Source organism: Ochrobactrum sp. C6C9, assembly GCF_022627935.1.
GTDB classification, from domain to species: domain Bacteria; phylum Pseudomonadota; class Alphaproteobacteria; order Rhizobiales; family Rhizobiaceae; genus Brucella; species Brucella teleogrylli.
Genome location: NZ_JABXGB010000064.1, coordinates 1 through 7,159, shown reverse-complemented (window position 1 = coordinate 7,159; position 7,159 = coordinate 1). Strand labels below are relative to the sequence as shown.

Here is a 7,159-nt window from a genome sequence, read left to right as displayed (position 1 = left end):
GTTGCGCTTCATTCTCTGGTCCTCTCAATGGGCCAGAGCTTACTTCAAAATGGATTATTTCAACGGGGCAACGTCACCGCTTCCAGTGCGACCAGAGCCTTCAGATCATCGCCCGAAGAGATATTCGCGGCAACTGGCGCAGCGGTTTTGCCAGCAGCATTCCTCCAGTTGTAATAGGTCTGCTCGCTCACCCCCGCCTGCTGTAATGCAGCTTTCAAAGTGGTCTTGCCGCTTTTTGTCGCCTTTTCCACGAAAGCAAGAATGGAAGCACGCTGCGTGGGCGTGTATTTCTTGACCTTGCGCGTTGCTCGCGCTGACGCTCCAGACGCCGCCTTTGCATGGCCTTTAGGTGCCTTAGCAGTCGTGGTTGCTACGGCCTTCGCTGACTTGGGTTCTGCTTTGTCGCGCCAACAGGCTCGGCAGCTTTGGTTTCGGTAGCAGCGGGATTTGCATTGAGAATTGTTTCATCAGCCACGGTCGTTTTCTCCAGGGTTGAGGCGCGGTAAAGCATTTGGTCACTGAGAATAGAGATCAATACTTTATGTAAAAATAAGGCCTTTTACTGCTGACTAAAGAGCAGATAGAAAGTGGTATTCAAGCACTTACTCATAGAGCCAAACGCTATATCGAAGATTGAAAATCGGGAGCAAAGTCTATAGATATTGGCACAGGCCCTTTGGCACTCCAGCTTTACATTTTCTCAGGAAGTTATTCACGGATGAAAAATCCAATCCGCAATGTTGTCGTTGAATATAAGAACAAGCGTGCACGTAAGACTGGGACCTCATTATGGGGGAGTCTCGATCTGAAGTCGATTGCCCGTGAAGTGGAAGCTGATGCGCCACAGCCGATGCCGGAGGTGAAGTTAACGCCCGATCTGCCTGAGCAGGCTGCAAGCAAGGTTGAAATCAAAGCGGTGAAACCTGTGCCGGTAGCGGAGCCCGTCTTTGTCAATATTGCAGAAAGCCCGCTTGTAACGACGTCTTCCGACGCTGAGGTCTCTCAACTGGAAGCGTCGCCAGGTGAAACGGTAGCGCCTCGCATGCCCGAACTGACGGAAGCCGTTGTTGTGAGAGCAAAGAAGCCATCCATTCGCTCTGGCGTGCGGAAGGTGGTTCCGCGAAAGCAAAGTTTCAAGGATCAGTTGGTCGCAGAGGCCGATATCCAAGCTGAATTATTATCACTCGAAATCGAGAACGTTAAACTGAAGCGCGAGTTGATGGCTAAGTTGCGCGCGGAGAAGATATTTTTGCTCGCAATAGCTAGACGATTGAGGCAGCGCGAAGTGAAGGATAACTGATCACTGCTCGTCCGACTATTGGCTACGACAAGCTATATTATTGAATGGCGGTCTATATCGGAGGGAAAGCTCACATGATCCGTTTGATTCCAGGTGTACTGGCGGTTTCAGTCTTCTGTGCGCCTGCATTGTCAGCAGAAGCAGACGATGTTGTCGTTAAAAACGATCTGTCTGGCTGTGTGACCTTGACGTCGGCGAAATTCAAACCGACGCGAACATTGTGTCAGTGAGTACCACCATTCGGCTGCGTCAGCCGATCGGAGCATGCGGATGCATGGCAGCTTTGGCCACTTACAACAGCAGTGCCAAGAATACGGGCGTTAGGGAGGTGCTACAGGAGGCGATTGTCTCACTTCGGCAAGAAGGAATGAACACTTTTATTCTCGCAGCGGACCCGGCACTGATTGCGGGCAAAACGGTTCAAATCCAACTTCGCTGTGCCCGCGCTATATAACCGATAGCAATTCGCCGTTTGGCAACAGTCTTGTCTACTCCAATGGCCAAACCTCGACGACGCCATGCGCAACCGCACAGGGAACTCCAGAGACCTTTTTGACGGCGTCCTCCAGATCGGTGGCTTCAATTACGGCAAATCCGGCGATTGGCAGCGCGGAGGACATAAATGAACCTTCCTGTGTTTGCACGCCAGTGCCAACGGGATTGCGTACCTGCACAGGTGATCCGGCAATGCCTATCAATGCGCCTTCAGAAAGCAGCTTTGCATCCTGCGTGAGCGGCATCGCGGACGGTTTGTGGCGTCTGATCATATCCGGCCCGGTCGCCATAGCCGATAGTGATGAATTTGGGCATTTCACAATCTCCTTTCCAGCTGTTTCGGATGTGCATTATGCCGAATGGATAAGTGCCTTAATCCAGCAGAGCCGAGGTCCATAATCTTGAAATCTAGCTCCTATTCGACAAGTGTCGGTACCAAATCTGAAGCGGACATCGACGCTGTCAGCCCGATTGAGGCTCGATACTGAAAGGCACAGTGTTCCATTCTTATATATGGTGAGCAATCCCTTTGGGATGCGCAGCGTCGCGCAAACTTGGTGCACCTTCCCGCTCGATTTCCTCTTCGGTATAGGGATCGGGGTTCGCGTCGAACCGTTGTCAGCCTTTCTGGACCTAGAGTTTGCGTCGGGCGTTGATATCCACCGGATTGGCACCGGACAAAATTGCGCCTTCTCCCGATACGCCGCTTTTCGTAAGGGCCCCGGTGAGACCACCGGCGACACCCCCGACTGCGCCTCTGGCTGCACCGCCCCCCGCACCAGAGCGGGCATTCCTCTCGCCGTCCCGTCAGCGAAGTCGCGACATCTGTGCTCAGACCCGTTTCATCAATGAAGACGAGGCGCGCCGGATCGATATCGAGTTGTCTGGCGAACCAGTCGCGGCGACGCTTCAAAAGGTCGGGGCGCTCCTGCTCCAATGCAGGTGCGGTCTTTTTTTGAATGTCCAAGCGCGCCTTCGAAGCCAGACATCGAGCGCGCCGCAGCCAATGGAAACGGCTCTCTCCTCACGCAATCGCAGGACCATCTCGTTGAGGGCAATGTCCTTTGCCTCTTCAATCATACCGACTTTGGAGCCCTCGTGGGCATCGAGGCGCGAGCCACCGCGACGCCCCTGTTTCGCAGGCGTCAACCGACCAGCCCGAGTACTCGCAATCCAGGCGATAGCTGTTGAGCCGCCAACCCCAAAATCGGGCTGCGGCTGAGCGCTTTGACGTGCCATCCCATGACACAGTCAAAACCCGGCTACGAAGATCGTCGCTGAAAGCTCGGGTCATTTTGCCACCGACTAAACCATCAATGGGGCAATAGAAGCAGAGTTCGGCCAACAAGTGAATCCTTATCGCGATTCCGCGTTCAACGGACGTGCTCTAGAACCCCCAAGTTCAAAGGCCGCAAAGGACAGTCGCCGGCTGGGACTGTCCTAAAATTAATGGTTACGAGGCTCCGTTGGTCTTCACAGAAAGCTATCAAGAATCGGCTTCCACTCGCCATTCTGATTGTCGAACTGCGGAATATGCGCGAGGCTATGAAGTAGCTTCACATCTTCGCCCAGTGTGGCCTGCCAGTCCTTGGCTTCGGTGAGGATGACGCCGATGCCGACGACCTCGCCACCTGCCTTGCGCACCAACTCGACTGATCCCTTGAGACTTGAACCCGATGCCACGACGTCGTCCACCACGACCACGCGTTTTCCCTCGAGAAGCGGGATGGCCTGACGATCGAGAAGCAAACGCTGCTCGCCCTTGGAGGTGATGGAGGAAATCGTCTGCACCAGAGCATCGCCGAGATGGATTTTCGGCGACTTCTGCAACACGACATAATCGTCAAGACCAAGCGCGCGCGACACTTCAATCGCTACCGGAATGCCGAGCGTTGCAGCACCGACGATCACATCGGGCCTCAGCGGCGCCAGCTTTTCGGCCAGCGCTTTGCCCACATGTTCTCCGAAGCGAACACCGAGATCAATGACCATCATCAGGGAAATGGCGAAGTTCGGATTGATCGACACAATCGGCAGATCGACCTTGCGGCCTGCCACATCGACGGTCCAGACCTGTCCATTGCCGGAAAGTTTCGTGCTGTCTTCAGTCATCGTTTTATGTCCTTGGTATTGAGCCGTGATTCAATCAGCAGGCCAACGTTGCGCCATGTGGTGCGCTTACGCTTGGTGTCGAAGCCATAAATGGCCAGCGAAAGCGAAATGGCATGTGCCATGCGGATTGCCTGCACCAGAAGCGGAACACCGCGCGCCAACGCAAAACGCAGGCGCATCGGGAAGGAGACGTCATCGATTTCCATGCCGCGGGCGCGCTGCGCATCCGCGATACGTTCGAAATCCTCGCGCAGCATTGGGATGATGCCAAAGGTCAGCGACAGCACTAGCGTTACCATAGGCGGCAGACGCGCAGCGCTTGCCGCTGCCAGAATGGAACCCGGCGTGCTGGTTTCCATTACAAAATAGAAGGCAGCCGTGGTCGTCACCAGTCGCGCCGCCATACCGGCGGCAATCGGGAGCGTGTCCACGAAGTCCATACCTTGCAGCACGAGATTGAGAATCCAGCTCGCCATGACGAGCAGCGTCAACAGTATCGCACCCTTGAGATAGCCGCGCAGGCCCGGCACCTTGACCAGCACCAGAAACCCGACCGTCACCAGTGCCAGCGGCACGCCATAATGCCAGCCAGGCACCAGCCATGCTGCAAGCATGACCAGAAAAGCCGCGACGAGCTTCACGAAGAAGTTCAAATCGTAGAAGATTTTCATGCGGCTTCTCCCGTCTCGACGACACGCGGTTTGGGCCAGCCCAGTGCGCCATAGGCATCGGAAGCCCAGGATGCATCAACATCGCCATCGAAAGTGACATGGCCGTTATCGAGGATCATGACACGGGACGACACATCGTCCACCAGTTCCAGATCGTGCGAGATCAGCATCACGGCACGGTTTTCGCTGAGTGCGGTTTCGAGGAACAGTTCCAGCATACGGCGACCGTTGAGATCGCGTGCCAGAAGCGGCTCATCGAGAATGGCAACCGAAGCGCCCGCCGCTTCCGCACAGGCGAGACCAAGCAAGGCCTGCTGCCGCGAGGAAAGCGCGAACGGGTTGGTTTCCTCGTGGCCGCCCAGACCATATTTGTACAGGCATGCCGTTGCGCGGGCGGTGATGGCATCATCCCTCGGCGCGCCGGTTGCCGCTGTGATCGCGAAGACCACCTCTTCCGGCACCGTCATGTTGAACAGAATCCGGCGCATGTTCTGCGGCAGATAGGCAACCGAACGGGCACGCTTGGCCGCCGTCCACTTGTCGGCATTCTCGCCGCCAATGGTGATAGAACCGGCCGCAATTTTCTGAAGGCCCAGAATGGACTGGAACAGCGTGGTCTTGCCCGCACCGTTCTTGCCAATCAGACCGACGACCTCGCCCGCCCGTATCTGGAAATTCACGTTTTCAAGAACCGGCTGGCCATCACGGCGCTGAAGCTGCGTCTTGACGCCCGACACGGAAACGAGCACCTGACCATCGGCTTTGCCACCGGCAAGGCGCTTGCGCACCGCCACAGGCGGCAGAACACCCGCATCTTCCCAGGCTCCCGCATCATTGATGATGGAAGCAAGCGGCACGACAGGCGCAAGCTTGCCTTCCTTCACCAGGCCGACATCAGTGATGACGGCCTGCAAGGAGGCAGGATCCTGTTCGGCAATCAGCAGGGCCGGAATTTCCGCCCCGAGCTTTTTGAGAACCCGCAAGAGGCGCTGACGCGCCGCCGGATCAAGTCCCGTGGTTGGTTCGTCGAGGATCAGGAGCTTCGGCTCGGCAGCCAGTGCGGCGGCCATGGCCACCATCCGCCGCTCGCCGCCCGAAAGGGTGAGCACGCGACGGCCGCGCAGGGCGTTCAGATCAAGCTCGTTGAGGAGATCGTCAATTCGCGTGCGGACGTCGTCTTTGGCAAGGCCGCGATTTTCCAGCGGAAAGGCAATCAGGTCTTCGACGCTGAGATCCCAGAGCTGGTCTTCCACATTCTGCGAAACCACACCGACCGTGCTGAACAGCTCATCCTTCGATATGGAAGAGATGGGCTTGCCGTTCAGCGTCACATCGCCGCCAAAAACCTGCGGGGTAATCAGACGCGGCACAATGCCGGATGCAGCGTTGAGCAGCGTGGTCTTGCCACTGCCGCCCGCGCCGCAGACCAGAAGGCGTTCGCCGTCACGGATATCGAGGCTGGCCTCGGCGATTGCCAACACGGAATCGCCAAAGCCGACTTTAACATTCTGCAGTTGGAGCACTTTTCCGGGCCCGTTCTTAGAAACGTGTGAAACCGGACGGATGCGCGCCCTTGAGAATCTTCAGAGCCGGAACGACCAGCAGCGGGGTGCCGATCAGCATCGGAACGATATCGGAAAGACCGAGATACATGACGGCCCACCAGAACGGGAAAATGCCAAGATAGGCAAGGCTTGCCGAAACGGCGGCAACCATCAAGAGGCCAACAATAAGGCAGGTCGCTGCAATTTTAATCAGCGTTGCGCGATTGAAAGTCGTGGTCTTCGGATCGAACAGTATGCCGGGGATCAGGCCGGTTAGGCCAACCATGATGCCGTCGATGAGTAGCGAATGCGCAGGAATAAAGGTGCCAGCGAGTAGCGACCAAATGATTGTGCCGAGATAGCCGCAGATGAAACCGCTCTTGCGGCCCAGCAGAATACCGACTAGCGGCGGCAGGAAAGCAAAAATGCGCCACTGGATCACACCCGGAACCAGCTGGATCGGATTGGCATAAGCCCAGAGAACGCCCGTTGCCGCAGCGGCAACGATGGAAAGAACGATCGGAAACAGTGTATTTCCGTCGTTATGGATGGTGGTTGAGTTGGACATTGTCTTATTCCCGTAAAGTGTCTCCCGTCTGCTTAAAGCAAAAGCCATGCCGCTTGGCTGTCGCTGCGGGCGAAAGAGACTTTATTGTAATGGCGTGAGGCTATCCTGTCGGCATTTCTGTAGCGATAAAGCACTTCCGGCAAAAACACCCGGCCTTCCGAAGAGTCAAGCGGAGTCACGCCTGCAAAGCAAAGAGTCACATCATACCGGACGTTGCCAGAAGAAAACCATTCTCAATGGTTGTCTCACCATCAGGAAAAGGGTCGTTGGCGTCATCCTGGCGATCTCTGCCGTGTTGTTGTTATACGATCTAAGCTGCGCAGTTGTTATGTCCGCCACTCCTCAACCTAGGCGTTTGCAATGGCTGGAAGGGCTTCTTGACAGCATGTTTGCCATTCGCGCGCGTATGGAACGCGGAACATCACTTCCACATGCTTCGCATCCGTGCGCCGACATCAATGCGGACATT

Annotated in this window: 9 protein-coding genes and 1 pseudogene; 3 read left to right on the top strand and 7 right to left on the bottom strand. The window is 56.1% G+C overall.

The genetic code is table 11. From position 1 onward, the window contains the following. Window positions 1-59: 59 nt before the first annotated feature. On the bottom strand, window positions 60-251 hold the full coding sequence (locus tag HWD97_RS23765) for a hypothetical protein (RefSeq protein ID WP_371835756.1): 192 nt from the start codon (window positions 249-251) through the stop codon (window positions 60-62). Between the two features lie 467 nt (window positions 252-718). Here HWD97_RS23765 and HWD97_RS23760 point away from each other — a divergent pair, with 467 nt between their 5' ends. The 3 genes from HWD97_RS23760 to HWD97_RS23750 all read left to right on the top strand — a co-directional run bounded on the left by HWD97_RS23760 (window position 719) and on the right by HWD97_RS23750 (window position 1,754). After that, window positions 719-1,300, top strand: coding sequence for a hypothetical protein (locus HWD97_RS23760; protein WP_109365654.1), 582 nt, complete (start codon window positions 719-721; stop codon window positions 1,298-1,300). A gap of 74 nt (window positions 1,301-1,374) precedes the next feature. Beyond that, window positions 1,375-1,530 carry a hypothetical protein gene (locus tag HWD97_RS23755; protein ID WP_176588813.1) on the top strand — a complete coding sequence of 52 codons (156 nt, stop codon included), beginning with the start codon at window positions 1,375-1,377 and terminating at the stop codon, window positions 1,528-1,530. Then, window positions 1,521-1,754, top strand: coding sequence for a DUF2195 family protein (locus HWD97_RS23750; protein WP_176588812.1), 234 nt, complete (start codon window positions 1,521-1,523; stop codon window positions 1,752-1,754). The genes HWD97_RS23755 and HWD97_RS23750 overlap by 10 nt, the downstream gene beginning before the upstream one ends. A gap of 34 nt (window positions 1,755-1,788) precedes the next feature. Here the strand turns inward: HWD97_RS23750 and HWD97_RS23745 are convergent, their stop codons facing one another. From HWD97_RS23745 to HWD97_RS23720, 6 genes and pseudogenes are all read right to left on the bottom strand, one after another. Continuing rightward, window positions 1,789-2,067, bottom strand: coding sequence for a transcription initiation protein (locus HWD97_RS23745; protein ID WP_244597014.1), 279 nt, complete (start codon window positions 2,065-2,067; stop codon window positions 1,789-1,791). A 527-nt stretch (window positions 2,068-2,594) separates the two neighbouring features. Then, a pseudogene (locus HWD97_RS23740) lies at window positions 2,595-3,089 on the bottom strand (IS630 family transposase); the annotation flags it as partial. Window positions 3,090-3,268: 179 nt separating this feature from the next. Then, window positions 3,269-3,907 (bottom strand): phosphoribosyltransferase family protein, encoded by a 639-nt coding sequence (locus tag HWD97_RS23735; protein WP_109365656.1) that lies wholly within the window; start codon window positions 3,905-3,907, stop codon window positions 3,269-3,271. Next, complete coding sequence (locus HWD97_RS23730) at window positions 3,904-4,578, bottom strand: energy-coupling factor transporter transmembrane protein EcfT (RefSeq protein ID WP_109365657.1); 675 nt, start codon at window positions 4,576-4,578, stop codon at window positions 3,904-3,906. The genes HWD97_RS23735 and HWD97_RS23730 overlap by 4 nt, the downstream gene beginning before the upstream one ends. Further along, a complete protein-coding gene (locus tag HWD97_RS23725; protein ID WP_371835755.1) occupies window positions 4,575-6,059 on the bottom strand; it encodes an ABC transporter ATP-binding protein in 1,485 nt (494 codons plus the stop codon). Before HWD97_RS23725 ends, HWD97_RS23730 begins: the two co-directional genes overlap by 4 nt. A 58-nt stretch (window positions 6,060-6,117) precedes the next feature. Further along, window positions 6,118-6,690, bottom strand: a complete 573-nt coding sequence (locus HWD97_RS23720) for an aminotriazole resistance protein (RefSeq protein ID WP_021586547.1) — start codon at window positions 6,688-6,690, stop codon at window positions 6,118-6,120. Window positions 6,691-7,159 lie beyond the last annotated feature (469 nt).